At 56.2% G+C, this 18,939-nt stretch carries 18 protein-coding genes and 1 pseudogene; 6 read left to right on the top strand and 13 right to left on the bottom strand.

Going from position 1 to position 18,939, the window contains the following annotated elements:
* Window positions 1–151: 151 nt before the first annotated feature.
* The 7 genes from L21_RS00595 to L21_RS00625 all read right to left on the bottom strand — a co-directional run bounded on the left by L21_RS00595 (window position 152) and on the right by L21_RS00625 (window position 6,035).
* Window positions 152–460, bottom strand: coding sequence for a TroA family protein (locus tag L21_RS00595; protein ID WP_074368571.1), 309 nt, complete (start codon window positions 458–460; stop codon window positions 152–154).
* A 283-nt stretch (window positions 461–743) separates the two neighbouring features.
* Complete coding sequence (locus L21_RS00600) at window positions 744–1,400, bottom strand: class I SAM-dependent methyltransferase (RefSeq protein WP_074368572.1); 657 nt, start codon at window positions 1,398–1,400, stop codon at window positions 744–746.
* 132 nt (window positions 1,401–1,532) lie between these two features.
* On the bottom strand, window positions 1,533–2,057 hold the full coding sequence (locus L21_RS14005) for a type IV pilin N-terminal domain-containing protein (protein WP_256711777.1): 525 nt from the start codon (window positions 2,055–2,057) through the stop codon (window positions 1,533–1,535).
* A gap of 12 nt (window positions 2,058–2,069) precedes the next feature.
* A complete protein-coding gene (locus L21_RS00610; protein ID WP_074368573.1) occupies window positions 2,070–2,951 on the bottom strand; it encodes a type IV pilin N-terminal domain-containing protein in 882 nt (293 codons plus the stop codon).
* 13 nt (window positions 2,952–2,964) lie between these two features.
* Window positions 2,965–3,537, bottom strand: a complete 573-nt coding sequence (locus L21_RS00615) for a type IV pilin N-terminal domain-containing protein (RefSeq protein WP_074368574.1) — start codon at window positions 3,535–3,537, stop codon at window positions 2,965–2,967.
* A complete protein-coding gene (locus tag L21_RS00620) occupies window positions 3,534–4,238 on the bottom strand; it encodes a type IV pilin N-terminal domain-containing protein (RefSeq protein WP_074368575.1) in 705 nt (234 codons plus the stop codon). Before L21_RS00620 ends, L21_RS00615 begins: the two co-directional genes overlap by 4 nt.
* A gap of 747 nt (window positions 4,239–4,985) precedes the next feature.
* A complete protein-coding gene (locus L21_RS00625) occupies window positions 4,986–6,035 on the bottom strand; it encodes an ABC transporter substrate-binding protein (protein WP_083608671.1) in 1,050 nt (349 codons plus the stop codon).
* 797 nt (window positions 6,036–6,832) lie between these two features.
* Here L21_RS00625 and L21_RS00630 point away from each other — a divergent pair.
* From L21_RS00630 to L21_RS00655, 6 genes and pseudogenes are all read left to right on the top strand, one after another.
* Complete coding sequence (locus L21_RS00630) at window positions 6,833–7,579, top strand: slipin family protein (RefSeq protein WP_218600614.1); 747 nt, start codon at window positions 6,833–6,835, stop codon at window positions 7,577–7,579.
* A gap of 138 nt (window positions 7,580–7,717) precedes the next feature.
* Window positions 7,718–8,707 (top strand): FecCD family ABC transporter permease, encoded by a 990-nt coding sequence (locus tag L21_RS00635; RefSeq protein ID WP_218600615.1) that lies wholly within the window; start codon window positions 7,718–7,720, stop codon window positions 8,705–8,707.
* Window positions 8,704–9,498, top strand: a complete 795-nt coding sequence (locus tag L21_RS00640) for an ABC transporter ATP-binding protein (RefSeq protein WP_074368577.1) — start codon at window positions 8,704–8,706, stop codon at window positions 9,496–9,498. Before L21_RS00635 ends, L21_RS00640 begins: the two co-directional genes overlap by 4 nt.
* 196 nt (window positions 9,499–9,694) lie before the next feature.
* Window positions 9,695–11,521: an ABC transporter ATP-binding protein gene (locus L21_RS00645; RefSeq protein WP_143727174.1), complete on the top strand. Its 1,827-nt coding sequence runs from the start codon at window positions 9,695–9,697 to the stop codon at window positions 11,519–11,521.
* Window positions 11,522–11,863: 342 nt separating this feature from the next.
* Window positions 11,864–12,088 (top strand): annotated as a pseudogene (locus tag L21_RS14655) (DUF4277 domain-containing protein); the annotation flags it as partial.
* A gap of 150 nt (window positions 12,089–12,238) precedes the next feature.
* The gene (locus L21_RS00655) at window positions 12,239–12,802 is read left to right on the top strand and encodes an FmdE family protein (RefSeq protein ID WP_074368580.1); all 564 of its coding nucleotides are present in this window, start codon (window positions 12,239–12,241) and stop codon (window positions 12,800–12,802) included.
* Here L21_RS00655 and L21_RS00660 read toward each other — a convergent pair.
* The 6 genes from L21_RS00660 to L21_RS00685 all read right to left on the bottom strand — a co-directional run bounded on the left by L21_RS00660 (window position 12,784) and on the right by L21_RS00685 (window position 18,913).
* Window positions 12,784–13,674, bottom strand: a complete 891-nt coding sequence (locus L21_RS00660; protein WP_074368581.1) for a class I SAM-dependent methyltransferase — start codon at window positions 13,672–13,674, stop codon at window positions 12,784–12,786. The two genes, L21_RS00655 and L21_RS00660, sit on opposite strands and share 19 nt — an antisense overlap.
* 57 nt (window positions 13,675–13,731) lie before the next feature.
* Window positions 13,732–14,556 carry a class I SAM-dependent methyltransferase gene (locus tag L21_RS00665; protein WP_074368675.1) on the bottom strand — a complete coding sequence of 275 codons (825 nt, stop codon included), beginning with the start codon at window positions 14,554–14,556 and terminating at the stop codon, window positions 13,732–13,734.
* Between the two features lie 5 nt (window positions 14,557–14,561).
* Window positions 14,562–15,752 carry an ABC transporter substrate-binding protein gene (locus L21_RS00670; protein WP_143727175.1) on the bottom strand — a complete coding sequence of 397 codons (1,191 nt, stop codon included), beginning with the start codon at window positions 15,750–15,752 and terminating at the stop codon, window positions 14,562–14,564.
* Between the two features lie 112 nt (window positions 15,753–15,864).
* On the bottom strand, window positions 15,865–16,668 hold the full coding sequence (locus tag L21_RS00675) for an ABC transporter ATP-binding protein (protein ID WP_074368583.1): 804 nt from the start codon (window positions 16,666–16,668) through the stop codon (window positions 15,865–15,867).
* On the bottom strand, window positions 16,665–17,852 hold the full coding sequence (locus L21_RS00680; RefSeq protein ID WP_083608674.1) for a FecCD family ABC transporter permease: 1,188 nt from the start codon (window positions 17,850–17,852) through the stop codon (window positions 16,665–16,667). The genes L21_RS00675 and L21_RS00680 overlap by 4 nt, the downstream gene beginning before the upstream one ends.
* 212 nt (window positions 17,853–18,064) lie before the next feature.
* Window positions 18,065–18,913 carry a DUF364 domain-containing protein gene (locus L21_RS00685; RefSeq protein ID WP_074368584.1) on the bottom strand — a complete coding sequence of 283 codons (849 nt, stop codon included), beginning with the start codon at window positions 18,911–18,913 and terminating at the stop codon, window positions 18,065–18,067.
* Window positions 18,914–18,939: the final 26 nt, after the last annotated feature.

The following is an 18,939-nucleotide window of genomic DNA, read 5'->3' on the forward strand; positions in this document are numbered from 1 at the left end:
TGTTTGCACCAGCCTGCATTAAACAAATTACACTTACTTTTTGAAAAATATACCTATTTTGTTTTACTCTCCGGTCGATTACTACGAGCCTGAATATCGGACAATTTTTCTTTTGCCTGAAAATTCATCATCTGCCATGGGAACCTCCCTGTTACCCGGACAGTAAGGCGGTGAGTTCCTCGCCGCTCAGATCGTAGTGATAAAAGATCGCGTAGAATTCCTTTGCCTTCTCCCTGAACCTGTCCTCCAGGAACAGGCCGGGGTAGAGCACGTGCGCTGTCCACGGGATGCCAACGATCCGGTTGACGCCCGGCGGGCGGGCGAACCAGTTGTATGGCTTGCTTGGTGTCAGGTAGACCCTGTAGTTCTGCACGGCCGGGATCAGCTGCCATGCCGTATCGTTATAGACCAGGGCAGCGAATTCCTCGCTTGCTGGTATGACCGGGTCCGGTTTCCACATTAGCACCGACTCCCCGGTCGCCGCAGGCGACTGAGAACCATCGGGAACCGGGCTTCCCGCGACATTCAGCCCCCGCAGACATCGACCAACTGCGAATGAGGCGACCCAATGAGATAGTCGAGAGGCCGGTCGTTCCCCCGGCATAATATACGCGGACTTGTTGTTCTTCGGGAATTCCGGAGATCCCGGCCTGCATCTCGTCGGGCACGGACCGGAAAGATCCGGCTACCTGCACGTTGCTGCCGGGAAAACGATTGCCATATGTACGATTCAGGCCGCGACGTTATGCCGATTTCCTGATTACCATCCAGAACCCGGAATCATCGCTGATGATCCGGTAATCCTCGATCCCGACGGCTTCAATCGAAGATTCGATCTCCCCGGGCCGGAACTTCCGGAACCGCGGCCGGGACGGGTTGTCCGGGTCGTCCACGATCCCACGCTTCTTCCGCCCGGCAAGAACGCTCTTTCTGGCTTCCAGGCTGCCGTATCCCCCGCCGATGTATGCCATGCCGCCGGATTTCAGGACCCGGTGGATCTCCCGGAGCGCCCCGGGGAGATCGACCCAGAAATGGTAAGAACCCCTGCTCACCACGAGGTCGAATGTTTCCCCATCAGCCGGGATCGCATGGACGTCGCCGAGCATGGGGATAACCCTGCCCTCGAGCCCACGGTCATGGATATTCCGGGCGGCGAGCGACTGCATCTTGGATGAGCTGTCGAGTGCAGTGACCCGGAGATCCGATTGGAGGGCAAGGGCGATCGCGAGCGGGGCGGGTCCGGATCCCACGTCAAGGCAGGTGCCGCGTGAAATCCCGGTTCGTTCCAGAACCTGCCCGGCGATGACCGGGTAGATTGCGGCGAACGTCGTTTTGGTGAACTCGTCGTACTGCCGGGCATCCCCGGCGGTCTTCCAGAAGGGATCGGGTGCCTCGTTCATTTTGCAATAAAAATAAGGGATTGGATGGTGTTAAACCCCATCCTTCTCTCGTTCTTCGCAGTACACTAACCAAAAAGATAGTGTTTACCAGGAAAGGAAAAACCACTCCTGGAATTGAGGATGATTTCTTTTCTATGGATCGATCATCACCTTGCTCTTTGAGATAAGTTTTCCTTCTGTAGTACTCACTTGGAGAATCAGGGACTTGCCGACGGGATCAAGATTTACTATGTTTTTCTTGATAACATCTGTGTAGAACATCGTCTCTCCGGGACGGAATACCGGTACCTCGAAGGCGCCCGTTGTCGAATTGAGCCAGCATTCCCCGCCAGAGTTACGGATACACGACTTATTTGCAACGATTAATCCCGCACCCGTCCCTTTTTGGCTGAAAAGGCTCATATACCCCCCGAAGTCCTCGTCGTTCTGCTGGATCGTTATAATAATTTTTTGTGTTGGCAGTTGATCCCCCCCAGCATGATGAAGCTGGAGAATATCCGAAGACAGGCTGTATGTTCCCTGGATTGTTGCCTGGGGAGGTTTGGTCTCTGTGCCTATCATGCCCCCCGCGAACGCGCTGACGACCGCCGCGATGATGATCGTCACGACCAAGATCAGCATCACGCCGATGACCGGAGAAACTGCCGATTCATTCACGCACTCCATGGGTTAGCCCTCCACTGAAATATCTTTCTGCCATATGACCTTTCCGCTCGGAGTGTGGATCACTTTCATGGTCACTACATCCCCGGCCCTGAGATAGTTCCAGTTGTTCCCGAGGACGGCCATCATCTGGTCGATGCTTTCGGGATATGACTCAAAAGTTGCCCCTTTGGAGTCCGTCCCGTATGAATACCAGTATCTGCCGCCACCGGTATTACCCTGCGAGGTATCGGCAGCCATGCCATAACCAACAGAGAATCCTCCACCTCCCGTTGCCTGCCCGCCCAATCTTCCACCGAACGGCCGGGCGAACATAATAGTGCCGGACTGGAGGTTATAATTACCGAACCATGAGTAATTCGTTAATCCTCCCGTTTCGAATTGAGCCATGGTAGCTGGCTTTGTATAATTTGGACCTTTCTCAAAAGGCCAGAAATTTGTATTTTCCTCTCCACTCAGTCCGACTCCGGGGCCGTACCCCTGGGGACAGACGTACGTCCAGTTATCCTTCGCCGACCAGCCGTTGACGACATAGAACACACGGAAATTCCGGTCACCGGGAACCATCGTCGCACCTCCGTCAATCGTGGTCCCGTTGACGAGCTTCTTGGACCAGGATGTCATGATCTGCAGATCCTGCGTATCAATGGGGTCGTCCACACCCGTTACCTCTGCCTTGAAGTAACTTGAAGACCAGTAACCTGTGTTGACGATCTTAGCATCCATTATGAGTTTCGGTGCTTTCTGGTCTTCGTTTCCGATCAGGCCCCCCGCGAACGCGCTGACGACCGCCGCGATGATGATCGTCACCACAAGCATCAGCATGACGCCGATGACCGGCGAGACCGCCTCTTCACTGGATAATAATTTCATTCTTGACTGTCTCATTGCTCATCACCTCCTATGGCCTGATCAGCACCTCGGTCTGTGCAATCGTTCTCCCGGTGTCGTCGACAATACTCAGGATGAAGCGCTGGCCGCGGGCGTTTTTGTTCTGGAAACCGTAATCCACGTTGTTTACATCGGTTTCTCCAGGCTCCCCACTCATTGCGGGCTGAACCTGCGCAAGATCACGCACCACGGCCATCTCTCCCGGCTGGAAGGTGCGGGCGAGTTCGCCTGAGGATTTCTTCGGATCAAACCAGGGCCTGCCCCCTCCATCTTTCGCGACGTTTACATTGGCGGTGCTCACTTCCCACCTGAGATGCTCGTAGCCGCCGAAATCTGCTGTGGGAGCGACAATGATCTTTGTCTGGAGCGTGTTGATGGTATCCCCACCCGTGTGGGTGATGGTCATGCCGTTGTTCTGGCTGTAGTCCGCCTTGATCGTTGCCTGAACAGGCTTGCTCGTACCGCTCGCGAGCCCCCCGGCAAATCCGGAGACGATCGCAGCGATGATGATCGTCACCACGAGCATCAGCATGACGCCGACAACCGGCGAGACCGCATCATCGTTCTTCTCCCGGGAGGTCATCCCTGCACCCCCACGGTCTTCGTAAATATGACCTTTCCACTCGGGATATGAGTGACCCTGACATCAACGGTGTCACCGGCCCTGAGTTTAGACCACTCCTTGCCGAGGATTGCCATCATGCCGTCGATGTTAGTCTCCTTCCAATACTCTCCAACAGCGTATTTGTAGGAGTCTGTTGCGCCGTAGCCACTCATTTCGTACGCTGCAGGCGAACTCTTCATCGTTGTTCCCGCAACTAACGTGTAGTTGGCGAAGTACTGCCCGGTTCCGTAGGTGGTTGTGTTTATCCCTTGTTTACCCTGGACCCCCTTGCCAAAGCCGATGGGGGAGTTATACTTAAAGCCGTGCTCTTCGTGACCCGGTATTGCAACATTGGTGTTCCACTCTCCGACAGTACAGACGCCGCCGCCCATTTCCCCGCTCGCTTTCGTCCAAGAGGTCGCGATCTTCAGGTCTTTCGTCGGGATGGGCTCACTCGTCCCTTTTACATCAAACAGGATGTAACTGCTTCCCGAGTGCCCTGTGTTCACTATCGCCACGTCCATCGTCAGCTGGGGGGCCGCCTTCTGAGTTTCTGTAAGCCCCCCGGCAAACGCGGAGACGACCGCGGCGATGATGATCGTCACCACAAGCATCAGCATGACACCGATGACGGGTGATACCGCATCATCTTTTTCTAAAATACGTGTTCTGCGTTCCATAGTTTCATGCTTCCGTATCCCCCGGGGCAATAGCCTGGGAAACTACGTCCAGATATGCGCGTGTGTAGTATATAAGTTAACTGAATCATATTTATAATTGATATAAGTCAACAATACAATGTTTACAATAAATCCAGGCAGAATGCCCGCGACGAAGTCACGGGATGAATACTGCCTGCAAAAGGTATATGAAACACCTGCCGGAGCAGAGACCTGCACCAGGAGCGCCCGGGAGCAGGAACGGCTTTCTCTCGCGCACCTGCGGCCGGAAAACTCACGCAAAGCCGCGAAGGGCGCGGGGACTGCCAGCACTCACGCCGACTTCGCGTCCTCACGCGTGCTTCGCGCGAGAGTGCGAGAGACCCTGTTGCTGCCCCGATACTCTGATTCAACGAGGGGAATGTGAGAAAAACGCCGGCCCAGAACTCTTACCGGGATAAGTCGATTCATCTTACAGCGGAGGGCGGGTAGTGCTCTTTGTCATCTTAAACCCAAAAATCCAATGTCGTCTTCGCGACCTTCGCGCACTTCTGCGTGAGGTCACAACCTCATCTTCACGTGTGGTTATTGGCGTTGTATCTCACGCATCGAAATCTTCAAAATAAAGTGACACGATCCGTAGTGTGGGCAGATCGGGATGCAAAGAGTTACTTTTGTTGGAATTTGTAATAAAAGAGGTGAGGAGAGCCGATTTTCAAGGTTAACCTGACGGCGATGTTTCACAATCAAACCGGTTCATTCCCAGGTTCAGAGATTCAAAATACCCCAGATCTGGTCGTCAGAGAGCGATATGTGAAGGAAGAGCTCGTGATACTCCTTGACAAGCCCCTCAAGATCCATATCGCTGAAACGGTCCGGGTAGAGGACTTTCGCGGTCCAGGGGATCCCGATGATCCGGTTGATCCCCGGCGGGCGGTCGAACCAACAGAACGCCGTTCGCGGAATGAGGTAGACCCGGTTAGTCTTCACGGCGGTGATCTCCTGCCAGAGCGGGTCAGTCCGGATCGTGGCATAAAACTCCGGATCGAGGACCAGAATAACCTCCGGATCCCAGAGGATGATCTGCTCCATCGAGACCTCGGTCATCCCCGACCCCGGGTTGAGCGCGCAGTCTGCAACGTTTCTCCCGCCGCAGAGTTCGATGAGTTCGGAGTGCACCGAGCCCGTGGGATCGGTCGCGAGCCCTTGCGGACCTTCGGCGTAGTAGACCCGCACCCGTTCGCCGTCGGGGATCGAGACCGCCCGCTCCGTCACCGTGGCGAGTATGCCCTCGTAGAACGCGATCATCGCTTCGGCCTGCTCCTCCTCACCGAGCAGATCGCCCGTGAACCGTATGGGCGCGGAGTAGCCGGTGGAGTTCCTGGCATCCTTGACAGCGACGACCGGAATGGAACCCAGCTTCTTCTGCTGTTCAGCGATGGAGGCAAGCGTCGCCTCGTCGCCGGTGGTGCAACTCACGACGACGATGTCGGGGTTCAGCGATATGATAAGCTCGTAGTTGGTTACAACGACGGACCCACCGCCACCGATGGGCTCAATGCCCTCCGCGTATTTCTCGGGGATATATTCGTTCTTACCAAGCGCAGAGTTCCAGGCCGCGAGCCGGTCGGGCGCGACCATGTAGACGAATGTAGACGGCGGCGGCGACGTACAGATGACGCGCTTGATCTCAGACGGAACGACGACCGTCCGGCCAGCCATATCGGTGATCGTCCGGTTCTCGGCCGGGGCGGGTGTTTCCTGAGCAGTTATGCAGGCGGCGGAGACGCAGAGGAGAACTGCACAGACGCCGAGCAAGGTGAGCAGAATATATCGATGTTGTGTAATAACTACCACGTCCTCTTGGAATTCTCCGGCACGCACCGGAAAGGGAGATGCCCGAGATCTGTTAATGTGTTTGAAAAACGAGAGAATTAAATATTATTGTTTGACTTTCGAGAGAAATTAACTGAAGATAAAGTGCTATCTCCCGCCACCGCACTCAACACCCTGCCGCTTGTTCCAGACAACAATGTTTGTTCAATGGAATGCAGATGTGGCCCCCATGCTGCCACCGCGCCAACCTTTCGCTCGGGAATTTCCCGACAGGTAACCCTGCAAAAGTCCTCAAACGGCGAGATCAGTTTCAGAAATCGATGAAAAACGATCCCATGTGCAGCCAATGCCGGACTTAATTTGCACACGGGATCTTAGGCAGATAACAATACTGGGAAACAGATCACGAGTTGAAATCACAAAGTTAAATGATAAATCTTAACTATTGAGTGATGTAAACATGATTAAGTACAACTGCATTCGGCAGGTAAAGATAGCGTGTCGAGATATCTGCCAATAAGATGGGTAGTGTTTCAGAATATGACTGAAAATCCATTCCAGTGAATCTGACAGAATGGCGTTAAGCGATAACGTGTGCTCGTACCAAATACCTGTACAATGAGAGTGTTTCCATTGCCAAACCAGTTGTTTCTTCGATCACTACCTGTTTTTGATCAGTTCAAATTGGTACGATGCAAAGACACTGAAAAACAGTTGCGTCCAGTAGAGATAGAGATGGCATATAGAGGTGTATTCAGATGGCTTTCAGTGCGACAATTATGATACTGGTAACACTGGCGATTCTTGCCATACTTGCGTTGTTTTCGATTAAGATAACGCGCCAGTACGAGCGTGCGGTCGTTTTCAGGTTAGGGCGCTTGGCCGGAGTGAAAGGTCCGGGGATATTTGTCATCATTCCTTTCGTCGACCAGATTATCAGGGTCGACCTCCGCGTCAGGCAGTTTGACGTCCCGAAGCAGACGACCGTGACGCGAGACAACATTAGCATCGACGTTGATGCTATCATCTACTACCATGTCACCGACCCGGCCCGGGCAATCGTGGAAGTCGAGGACTATGAGGAGGCGACGGCGCTTATCTCCCAGACAATCCTCAGGGATGTCCTCGGGCAGAACGAGCTTGATACGATCCTCTCTGACCGGGAGTCCCTGAACAAACGTATCAGAGAGATAATTGAAGACGTGACCGATCCATGGGGTATCCATGTCAGTGTCGTGACGATCCGTGACATTGGTCTTCCAGAGAATATGCTCCGTGCCATCGCCCGTCAGGCTGAAGCCGAACGTGAGAAGAGAGCTCGTATCATCCTTGCCGACGGCGAATATCAGGCCTCGGAGCGGATGAGTGAAGCGGCCCGCCTCTATGAAAAGACCCCGGTCGCCCTGAAACTTCGTGAATTCCAGACCCTTGCCGAGATCGCAAAAGAGCGCAACCTCATCGTCGTCACAAACGGTACAGAGAGCCTCGGGACGACGCTCGGGTGCGTCAAGGCGCTGGATCGGTGAGTGAGGGTGTTGAGGCGGGGACCGGGCTCGAGGAGGGCGCCGATAAACCTTAAACGGGCCAGAACGGGAAAGATACCTCAAATTCAACAGAAGTATTCCCGTGCTGCCTGGAAAAAGGCGGTCTTCATCCTTGCCCTGATGGCGACCCTCATCCTCGCCTCAGGAGCGATCATCACCATCGGGCCGATGCCCATCACCATCATCGAGGTCTACTGCACCATACTTGATAAGTTTGTACCCGGTATCTTTTCCATCGAGTCGATGATAAATACTGTCGTCTGGCAGATCCGCCTGCCCCGTGTCGCGGGGGCCATTTCCGTCGGCCTAGGACTTGGCATCTGCGGGTGCGTGATGCAGGCGGTCCTGAAAAACCCGCTTGCAAGCCCGTTCACGCTCGGGATCTCGTCGGGCGCAAATTTTGGTGTATCACTGGCGGCGGTGTTCGGCATCACCATCCTGGGCGGCCCGTATTTCCTGATAGGGAATGCCTTCGTCTTCGCTCTTCTCTGTTCAGGGGTTATCATCGGCCTCTCGGGGCTGAAGGGCGCAACCTCCGAGACGATGGTCCTCGCCGGGATCGCCCTGAACTACCTGTTCCAGGCGATGAACCAGCTCTTCAGTTATATCGCCAGCGACGAACAGCGTGACGTGATGAGAATTTGGGGGATGGGCAGCATCGGCGGTCTCAACTGGAACAGCATCATGGTGATCGCGGTGGTCTCCATGATCTGCCTGCCGCTGCTCTACAGTAAGGCCTGGGACCTCAACCTGATGACCGTCGGCGACGAAGCTGCAACGAGCATGGGAGTGAACGCAGGCCATGTCCGCATCTTCGTGCTGGTCGTCTCAAGCCTCCTTGTTGCCGCTCTTGTGGCGTTTGTCGGGGTCATCGGGTTTATCGGGCTGGTTGCACCCCACGTCGCGCGCCTGATCCTCGGGAGCGACCACCGGTATATCATTCCGGCGGCAGGCGGGCTCGGGGCGATTCTCTTCCTGTTTGCGGACGTCATCGCAATGAACCTCTTCAGCCCGAGCACGATCCCGACCGGGACCGTGATGTCGGTGATCGGCGTCCCGTTCTTCCTGTATCTCATCCTCAGAGGGAGAAGAAAGGAGTACTGGTCATGATAGTAAAACTTTCAGTCAAAGGGCTTCATTTCAGTTACGGCAGCGCTGAGATCCTCCGGGACGTCAACCTCGACATCCGCGACGGGCAGGTCGTCAGCATCGTCGGTCCCAACGGTTCCGGGAAGTCGACGCTGATCAAGTGCATCGACCGGATCCTCAACCCTTCGAAGGGTGAGGTCATCGTTGACCGGCAGAAGGTTTCCGGGATGAAACAGATGGAGCTGGCCCGGATGATTGCATACGTCCCCCAGAACTCGCTGCGGGTCTTTCCGAACACGGTCTTCGATGTGGTTCTCATGGGAAGGCGGCCGCATCTCGGGTGGCGGGAGGAGGCCCGGGACGAGCAGAAGGTCTGGGAGGTTCTCGGACTCCTCGGTATCGAGGACCTGGCGCTTTCGCTGTTCACCGAACTCTCGGGGGGGCAGCAACAGAAGGTGCTCATTGCCCGTGCTCTTGCCCAGGAGACGGGGGTCATCCTGCTGGATGAGCCCACAAGCAACCTTGATGTCTGGCACCAGATCGACGTGATGGAGATCCTGAGGACTCTTGTGCGCAGCCAGGACCTGACCGCCATCATAGCGATCCATGATCTCAATACGGCAGCGCGGTATTCCGATACGATCATCATGATGAAGGGCGGGAAGATTTTTGCTGCAGGAAGGCCGGAGGATGTCCTGACTTCGGAAAACCTCGCAGCCGTCTACGGGATTCATGCGCGCGTGAGGAACTATGACGACATCCCCCATGTTATTCCCCTGAAACAAATTCCCAGGAAAAGAGGCAGGGTATAGTGTCTCCGGTAATTGGAAACACTCTCAACGTGCGGGTATCTGGTATGAAGGCGGGTATTGCTCACCGTAATTCGGTCAGAAGCTCCTGGATAGATCTTCAGGTATCCTGAGCACTACCGATTTTCGAGGGGATGATAAAACGGATAATTTCGGTTCCGGTGATACCATAAGCATCAAAACATGCGTTCATAACAGGGTGGTCCGGGTAGCATCCACGGTTCATGACCGGATGACCGGCACGCTCAACGATCTTCAGCGGATACTCCAGCTCCTGCGTTTTTACAGCTACGGTTACAAGAGGTATCTCTTCGCCCTATTTGCCCTGAGTATTTTGCAGGGCCTTATGGAGACGTTTCAGATCATTCTTCTTTATCCGATCATAAACGCCACAATCAACTTTCAGGGTTCCGAGATCGCGATTCTTGAGCCGTTCTATACCTTCGTGCAGAATACTGTAGACCTGCCCGCCATTGTCCTGTTCTCTCTCCTGTTTACCCTGATCGTATTCGTAACGTTCCTTGTTTCACTGGTATACAGGTATCTCTCGTTATACCTGACTAAAAAGGTGATAACCAGGACAAAGAGGACGATTTTCGATAAACTCATCAGCAATGATTACCAGTATTATGTAGAGAATAAACGTGGGGATATTCTCTATAATGTCGTAACGGCCCCGGGTCAGGTCAGGTATTTCTTAGAAACGTCAACCACCATACTTTCCGAAGGCATTATCGTCGTCACCATACTTGTTACAATTTTTTTTGTATCGGCAGGTGCAGCCGCCCTGATCATTGCAGGAAGCCTGCTTTTCGTCCTGGTAGTCAGGGTTGTCGGGAAAAAAGTTGCCTTCCGGCTTGGCCGGCTTCATATGCATTCCATGCAGTCCGAGAACGAGGTGATCAGCGGTTACGTACAGGGACTGCGGCAGATCCGGTCCGTGTGCGGGGATGCGTACTGGAGGGAACAATACGATATCGCCCTCGACAAATTCTGGGATAAGTACATCAGGCTCAGTTTTTTCCGGCATTTGCCCGGTGAAGCGCTCCAGTTCTTATTTTTTATAGGGATTGCTGCAATGGTAATAACTCTGTATTATATCTACCAGGAGAGTTTTCTGTTCGTCATCCCGTTCCTGGGAACGTTCGTATTTTCAGCAATGAAGGTAATACCCCGGATCACCACCATGAGCCACCGGTATATGATCGTTATGGAGACCTGGCCCAATCTTGAAACGATCTACCAGTTCCTGAATGATTCACAATACCACAAAATAGAGGACGGTGCACGAACCTTTGATACCCTTACTTCGGATATCGTCTTTGACAATGTGGTCTTTTCGTATTATAAAGGCCAGGACCTGATAGAAGGTATCAACCTGACCATCAGGAGAAAGAAGGTCACCGCGCTGGTCGGCCATTCGGGTTCGGGGAAATCAACGCTGGTCTCCCTGCTCCTGCGCTATTACGATGTAACCGGCGGCCGTATCCAGATAAATGGATACGACCTGCGAGAATATAACCGCGAGACCCTCCTGCAGAAGGTGGGATACGTGAGCCAGGATACGTTCATTTATAATACAACCGTCCGGGAAAACATCTCATTTGGGGGAAGTTATTCAGATGACGAGATCGCCGAAGCTGCAAAGAAAGCCAATATCCATGCATTCATAGCCGGTCTTCCCGAGGGGTATGACAGTATTGTCGGAGACCAGGGTATCAAGTTCTCTGGAGGAGAAAAACAGAGAATCGCCATAGCTCGAGCTCTTGTCCGAAGTCCGGAGATCCTGGTGCTCGATGAAGCGACCAGTAATCTCGACTACGAATCCGAGGCGATCGTCCAGGAGTCAATCAACCGCGTTTCAAAGAATATCACCACATTCATCATCGCACACAGGCTCTCGACGATCCGAAGGGCGGATACGATCTATTTCATGAGCGAGGGGAAAATTCTGGAGAGCGGCAACCACGATGAACTGATGGAAAGGAAGGGGTGTTACTACGAGTTGTACGAGTCGGAGGGGTGAATAACATGGGTTACTCAGGAGCCGTGCAATGATAATGGAAGCACAATCTGGAGAGATGCGTTGTTCAATTCACCCTTAAAACGCAGATGGGGAGGAAAGAGACTGCACGGATGAAAACAGCCTGCTCACCGCGCAATCCCCGGAGGGCGGTGAGGAGGTCTCCCCCTCCCCAGGAGGAGAATATGCTTACGTTATTTTTGCACAGATCCTGAGTATCTCAAGTCGATTAATCGATGGTACAACCCACCTTTCGCACTAATTCGAGCCCCGGGTAGAATTCTCAAACCGTAAGATCCTTATACTTCCAGTAAAGCATCTACTGTGCCCGCCTCTGCCAACTTCATCGAAGGATCCAACATCTCGTTCGGTCATCTCGGGATCGTCGCCGACGCCTTCGAGACCCTCGGCATTGCCGCGGTCATCGACCGTGCCATCCCAAAGACACCGCAGCATCACCTCACCCACGGAGAGGTCGTCAAGGCCATGGTGCTCAACGGTCTCGGGTTCGTGGAACGGCGGCTCTACCTGTATCCGGAGTTCTTCTCGGACATCGCCGTCGACTGGCTCTATTCGGGCGAGAAATGGACTGAATATTGGTTCCACTCTCGGACATACAGTAATATTTATTTAACTTTTTCAAAATATCAAAAACTATTTGTTTACTTATCTGAGACATATACAGTATGAAACTGCCGGAACAGATGGCGGGGAGAACCGATGGCTGATATCGATCTCCTCCTGGCACGGGCAAAAGAGTTCCACGGTGATATGTGCCCCGGGATCGTGCTCGGGACCCGGATGACGACGATCGGGATGCGGGAACTCCACATGGACCCGATGGTGAGAAACAGGGATCTTATCGTCTACGTGGAGATCGACCGCTGCATCACAGATGCAATCCAGGCGATCACGGGGTGCTCGCTCGGCCACCGCACGCTGAAATACCGGCCCTACGGCAAGTTTGCCGCCACGTTCATCAACCTCGCGACACAGGATGCCGTCAGGGTCTCGGCCCGGGAGAAGGAGCGAACGGAGAAGCCCGGTTCCGAAGCAATGAACGAAGCAGGAAAGATGCTGCGTGACGCACCGGAGGAGGATCTCTTCAGGGTGCAGAGAGTCAGGGTCGTGATCCCGGAAGGCGACCTCCCCGGCTTCCCGAAGCACCGGACCCGCTGCAGCAGGTGCGGCGAAACGATCCTGGACGACAAAGAGATTGTGGCGGAAGAGACGGTCCTCTGCGGCAACTGCGCCCGGGGATCGTATTACACGGAAGCGGGCTGATCCGGGGTGGGATCACCCTTCTCCCACCAGATATGGGCGGTTCGCGAACGGCCCGGGACAACGCACTCGGAACCGTCCCTGACCGCCCGTTCGAGAAGAAACGCATCTACGATCTCCCGCTGCCTGTCTTCCGTTACGGAAAGACGCTTGTAATAATCCTCCCGCATCTCTTCAAACCCGGTGTATCGCTGGCCTCTCTTCTTCGTTTCAACCTGCACGTTCGCATAAATGCCCAACTGGCAGAGGACGTTCCACAGGATATCGGCGTTCGCTTCACTGTAGTACGGTTCCCCGTGCAGTGCCGGCCAGAGCTCGGCATTCCCTCCCGAAGCGGACGGGGAGGAGAAGAACCAGTAGAGGTGCACCGCGTGCCTCGCCGCCGCATCCATCTTCAGAAGACTGGTGCGGATATCGCCCATGACAAGAGACCGCGAAGCAACGACGACGTCGTGCACCCCCGCCTCCTCCGGGCCGACGTCCTCCCAGCAACTGCGGATCTCACGGATCGGAGGAGCATTCACCAGCCGGCGGTACCTCTCCATCGCCGCACCCATAGGGGCCGACGGCTCTACAACCGTAACCCTGCAGCCCGCGAGGGCAAGAGGAACCGCAAGGGTCCCGGGACCCGCACCGATATCGAGAACCGACGAACCCGGCGGGATCTGCATCCCGGCGATCTGATTCTCGATACGGGACTTATCCCCAAGGATAAGGTTTCGGACAAACCGGTCGACCACATCCTGGTTCGACCAGAACTTCCCGCGATCCTCGCCCATCTTCTCCTTCTGCGCAAGAGAACGGGCATGCTGTTCGTCCCACAAACGGGCGTAGTCAATCGTGGTGCCGGAGGCACCGGTGCTTTCATACCGCATACTACCTCATGGAAATCACAAAACGTGGCCGGATCTATCTCATGCTCCGGGCACTGGTCACTTCTCCCACCGGATATGGGCCGTCTTCGAGACCCCCGGAATACAGAATCCGGCGTTCGTCTGCACGATCCGCTCATGCACGAAGGAGGTAACGATCTCCCGCTGCCGGTCGTCGCGGACATAGAGACGCCGGCAGTAGTCGGCAACAGCCTCCCCCTCGGTCGGGTAGCGCTGCCCCTTCTCCACGTCTTCGACCGTGAGATCCGGATAGATCCCGAGCTGGCACAAACAGTTCCAGAGGAGATCCGCCGTCGGTTCGGCAGCAAACTCGCTTCCGTGCAGTCGCGGCCAGAGACTGAAGTTCGCCCGGGTCCACGCGGGCGGCGTCAGGAACCAGAACAGGTGTACCGACCGCTTCGCCGCCGAGTCTATCTTTTTGAGGGAAGGGCCGATATCGTCGAGCGCTAGCGAGAACGAAGCGACGACGACATCGTGCGTCCCCACCTCCGCCGGGTCCGCGTCCTCCCACCGGGAGGGGATCTCCCGGATCTCCGGAGCACCGGCGATCTCCCGGTACTCCTTCATCGCGGCCCGCATCCCGGCGGACGGCTCCACGACCGTGACGTCGCAGCCCGAGAGAGCAAGGGGGACGGCGAGGGTCCCCGGACCCGCCCCGATGTCGAGCACCGTGGACCCGGGAGGAATCTGCATCGCCGCAATCTGGTCAACGATACGCGACCGGTCGCCGTTCAGCAGCCGATCCACAAAGCGGCGGATGTTTGCCGGGTCTTCCCAGAAACTTTTGCCGTCGTTTCGGATCTGCTTCTGGCGGTTCGCCGCCTCGTGCTGCTCGTTCCAGAGAGCGATGTGGTCGACCGCCATGCAGCTCACCGGTTGCGTCCCCTCCCGGCGACAGCCGCTGCTGCAACGAGACCGGCAAGAACGCCGAAGAGCGGGGTCGGGGCCTGCGTGGTTGCCTGTGCCGACGCGGATGCCGGTGCGGGCTTTGCATACACCATCAGGTCGTCCAACTCCGCATCCGTCAGGTCGTACCTGAAGAAGAGCGTGTAGAACTCCCTGACGCGATCGTCGATATCGTAGTCGAAGACGTCCGGATACATCAGGTTGCCGAGCCAGATCATCGACAACAGCCGCTGAATCGACGGCGGACCGCCCATCCAGCTGTACGGGCCGCAGGGTGCCTCGTAGACGTTGCCGCTCTTGACTGCGGAGAGCGACCGCCACATCGGGTCGGTCATGATCGTGTTGTAGTAGGCGTGCCCGTCGACGTAGCCCACGATGATGTAATCGGGATTCAACTGGAGGACATCCTCCATCGTGTACTCGTCGCCCGTCCCGCTGCCGGTCGTCGCGGGTTTTGCGAGGTTGTTGCCGACATAATCGATAATCTCGGCATGATACGAGCCTTCTCCGATCATGGATACGGAGTTGCCGTCGATGACGGTCACGTAGATCAGGGACTTTTTATTGTCGCCGACCTCCTTCATGCCGGTATCAAACTCGGCAAGAAGCGCGGAGACGTAGTCGGAGAGTTCCTGGCCGCGCTCCGGGCGGGAGAGAAGTTCGCCGAGTTTCACGTAGGAGCCGGGGATCTCTTCGAGCTTGTTCTGGGTGACGAACGCGAACGCCACACCGGTCTTCGACTGGATATCATCGAGATCCGCCTTCATGGTCTGCTTTGCCTCGCCGATATCCAGAACCACGTCGATATTGAGGTTTTTGTTCAACTCCATGATCGACTCCGGGTTCATGGTCGAAGCCTTGGAACCATAGAACTGCCCGGTGACCGGAAGCGTCAGAAGCCGGGGATCGATGTACTTCGCCTGGGCATCGGTAAACTCGCTGGAGACACTCACGAAGAGGTCCTGATCGAGTGAGTAGAGCACGATCTGTGCCAGGGGGCCGGACGGCGAGACCGCGTCGATATTGACCGGCAGGGTGATCTCCCGGCCGACATCGTCAACGAACGTCCGGGTCTCCTCGGCGGCGCTGCAGAATGCGACGGCGGTGCCGGAGAGGAGAACGAGAACCACGAGCATTTTTATCACTGTCTTCATACGTGCACCTCCCGAAAACGGGAACTCATACAACTATGATCTGGATTTGACGGAATAAAATATAATACCTTATAATTTTGATCAAGTAAATCAAAATAAATTAACAGCCGCGCTACCCATGCTTCCCGATGCCGCCGTCGATCGGAATACAGAGTTTGTGGCGGCGTGAGCCGTACTGGTAATCCTCGATATGTACATCCACACCATAGACATCCTTGATCAGGCCTGCGTCCAGGACACCCTCCGGCGTTCCTTCGGCGATCACCCTCCCGCCGTAGATCATCAGCGTCCGGTTCGCGTACAGAAATGCATGATCCGGGTTGTGGGTCGAGAGGATGATGATATAGCCGTCCCTCGCGAGATCCGATATCCGGCACATCACCCGGAACTGGTTGCCGTAGTCAAGGTTTGCCGTCGGCTCGTCCATGATCAGGATCTTTGCCTTCTGCACAAGCGCCCGGGCGACCAGAGCAAGCTGCCGCTCGCCGCCGCTGATCTCGCCGTACCCTGCATCCCGGAGATGGGCGATGCCAAGGTTCTCCATCGCCGCGTACGCCTCATCGATGTGGCTCCGGTTCGGCGTACCAAGCAGACGCACCTGATTGGTCAGGCCCATCAGAACCACATCCAGCACCGTGTAGTTGAAGACCGGATGCGTCGACTGGGGGATGTAGGCGACATGCTTTGCAATCTCCTTGTGATCGAGCGTCTTGATATCCAGGCCATTCAGCCGGATGCTGCCCCGGTAGTTTCGCAAAAATCCGAGAATGCACCGGAACATCGTACTCTTCCCGACGCCGTTCGGCCCGAGCACGGCGAGGAGGTCTCCCTCCTTCACCGAGAACGAGACATCGTCGAGTACCAGGCGGGTACGCCTGCCGTAGGCAAAGGAGAGGTGCGATATCTCCAGGCTCATGACCGCTTCCCTCCCATCATCAGCAGATAAGCGAAGATCGGCGCTCCGACAAACGCGGTGAGAATGCCGAGCGGCACCTCGGTGGTTGCAATCGTCCGGGCGAAATTGTCCACCAGGAGAAGAAACCCGCCGCCCATAATGATTGCCGCAGGAATGATCCTCCGGTAGTCGTAACCGAAGATCATCCGGCAGAAGTGCGGGATCACGAGGCCGACCCAGCCGATGATGCCGGAGATGGAGACGGCGACCGCCGTAACGAGGGTTGCACAGAGGATCACGATCAGCCGGAGCAGGTGGGTGTTGATCCCCATGCTCTTCGCCTCGTCCTCGCCGAGGGTGAGGACGTTCATCCTCCAGCGGAACAGGTAGAGGGGGATGAGGCCGATGACGATCACCACGCCCGCAAAGTACACGTCCTCCATGGTCGCGCCGGCAAGGCTGCCCATCAGCCAGTAGGTGATGGCCGGCAGCTGATCGTTGGTATCGGCGACGAGTTTGATGTAGGAGGTGGATGCGGAGAAGAGGCTGGCGACAAGGATTCCGGCAAGGACCATACCGAGGGTGGGGTTTCCTCTCGTCAGGCGGCTGACCCCATACGCGGTGCCGACCGCAACAAGACCCCCGGCGAAGGCGAAGAGCGTGATCGCTCCGGTCCCGAGGTAAAAGTAGATGGCAAGAGCCGCCCCGAAACCGGCACCGGCGGATGCTCCGAGGATATCGGGAGAGACGAGAGGATTCTGGAACATTCCCTGATATGCGGCGCCGGCCGTCGAGAGGGCGGCCCCGACGAGAAGTGCCGCGAGGATTCTCGGCAGGCGGATGTTGAAGACGACGCTGTACATTGCATCGTCCCAGGTCTCCGCCACGGGGACGACCGGCGAGAGAAGGATGTGAACAATATCGCCCAGAACCGGGATATCCATCGACATGGCGAAGTGAACGGCCGGCGAGAGGAGAATGAGAACAGCGTCGGCGACGGCGAGCGAGAACCTGCCGACGGCAAACGACCCGATGAAGCAGAAAACGGCGGCGAGTAGCAGAAGGATAAACCGGAACCGGTAGTCGGGCAACTCTCGATCCGATACGAACGGGGCCGATGCTGCACCGGCCGTGTGCAACCGGGTCTCCGCTGCAGCGCCGGTCGGTTCCGTAAGAGATGATCTCGTCGGTTCTGCATCAGCCATGTATGGATATTGATTCTTTTCCAAAGTTAAATAAACACACTATAATTTACGGATTTGTTAACAATATATCATTAATGTCCCATACTACCAGAAATAAGGATCGGTCGAACAGAGCGGCAGGATCGTCCGCCTGCGCAGATGCCGATGGATGATCGGGCCGGTGCCCCGGAGACGGATCCGCTCCGAAAGATCGGTCTGTAAAAAAAGTTCGTTCAGGGGGCGTCCGACCGGCAGACGGTCGTCTTCTCCGCGGATTTGCCGAAGAAATGATACCCGGAGCCGCCCTCTGCAATCGTATCGAGCACCTCGTCGGGGCGGGTGACGCTGTCCCCCCCGAGCATCGTTACGCCGCGCCGGAAGAATGCGTCCGGAAGCATGCTGGCGGTCGGCCCGACGACGACGATCGAGGCGCCGGGCCGGGCGAGGGCAAGCAGGGGTTCGAGGGTGTTGTTGATGAGGGTGGTGCCGGTGATGACGAGCATATCGGCCCTCTGGACCGCTGCATCCACCTCATCCCGGGGAACGGCATAGGGCAGTTCGTCGGGCTTCAACGTGCGCGGGTCGAGTTCGAGGATCCCGAACGGCTTTCCCCGCGCCTTGAGCCGCCGGATGACCGGCACGAGCGCCCCCACCACCGCGACGTACCCGTCCCCGGGCAGCGGGACGGTATCGAGGATGTCCCGCCCGGTCTCCCGGACGTAGTCGGGCCGGCGCTTCCAGCAGGACTCTGAGAGCGCGTTGAGGATGGCGATGCCGACCGCTTTCTTGAGCGGCGGCGCACGGGGAAGGTCGCGGAGGAACTCCGCGGCGCTTCGCCCCGTAAACCGTCCGGGGTAGGGCATGGCGCGGGCCGAACTCGGGCAGCAGACCGCTTCCGGGATCTCCTTTATCGGGGTGAAACAGAGGCCCCCGGAGCCGTCGCTGAGTTTTACGCCGGTAAAGAAGATCCCGATCACGACCCGCTCCACGGTGATGGAATCGAGATCGCTTCCAAGGATCTCACGGATCTCTCCGAGGGTTTCTTCGAGAATCGAACCGGGGTGTAGAGATGTAGCTGTCATAGGTTACCTGTTTTAGTCCTGTTCGG

The organism is Methanoculleus chikugoensis (assembly GCF_900095385.1).
Lineage (GTDB): Archaea > Halobacteriota > Methanomicrobia > Methanomicrobiales > Methanoculleaceae > Methanoculleus > Methanoculleus chikugoensis_A.